1 protein-coding gene is annotated in these 1,138 nt (G+C 38.6%); it reads left to right on the forward strand.

Features of this window, described 5'->3' with window-relative positions; translation table 11 throughout:
- The coding region (locus tag AC1DUW_RS29865; protein WP_477644313.1) for a 5'-nucleotidase C-terminal domain-containing protein at positions 1-1,138 on the forward strand (1,138 nt) is incomplete at both ends.

The following is a 1,138-nucleotide window of genomic DNA, read 5'->3' on the forward strand; positions in this document are numbered from 1 at the left end:
ATCCAGAGGTTAGTGCCATTCTAGCCAAATATAAAGAAATGGCTGGACCAAAATTGAATGAAGTCATGGGTTATGCTGCTACTCCAATGACTGGCGGATACCCTATCAAAGGCATTATTGGTGACAATGCTCTTGGAAACTTGATTGCAGACGGAATGAATGATGAAATGAAGTCTGATTTTGCCTTAATGAACGGTGGAGGAATCCGTGACTTTCTAGCCCAAGGCGAAATTACTTGGGAAAATCTTTTCAATATCCAGCCATTTAATAACACACTGGTTACGGTCACCATTCCAGGATCAGCATTAGAACCTATATTAAATGCTCAGATTTCATCCTATGGGCCAGACGTCTCTATTAGTGGATTCTCATATACATGGGATAGTGCGACAAGGAAAGTAGTGAATATCTATCTTCCTGATGGAACACCAATTGATAAGAATGGGACCTATACGCTTACTGTCAACAATTATATGTATGAACATGAGACTGATAAATATAAAATTCGCCAATATGGCAATGATCCAGTTCAAGGACCTGAAGATTTACAAGCTACTGGAAACTTCGTGAAAAGCTTTAATGGACCAATCCATTATGTTGCGGAAGGAAGAATCTCGGAAGACTTCAAGGCACCTGAACTGGCGGATGTGGTATTACATGAGGCTGACTTGAGAGACGGATCGTATCTTCATGAAGTTAAGGTATCCTTGGAAGCAACAGATGCAGGTATCGGGATTTCGCATATTGAGTATAGCCTAGATAACGGTGTCACTTGGAAACGTTATGATGAGGGGCTAACTATTAATAAAGAAGGTAAAAACTCTATTCAATATCGTGCGATTGATAAAGTGCATAATGTTTCAGAGCCGAAAGCTCTTGAGGTATTCATTACACCTGCATCAGTCGAAAATGCGATTTCTTTAGTGAAACAAGCAGAGGGAAATAAAGAAATCAAAACATCGCTTATTGCTCAATTGGAGAACGCAATTAAAACTTTTGAAAAAGATAAAGAAGATAAAGCTTATCAATCTTTAGAAAAAATTTACTCGCGTATTAGCAAGCTCCCAAATAAGCATTTAGGGGAAGTGGACAAAAACGAAATCATGTTCATGCTTCAATACATCATTGAACATAGAAC

This window comes from Peribacillus sp. P4_C12, assembly GCF_056402095.1.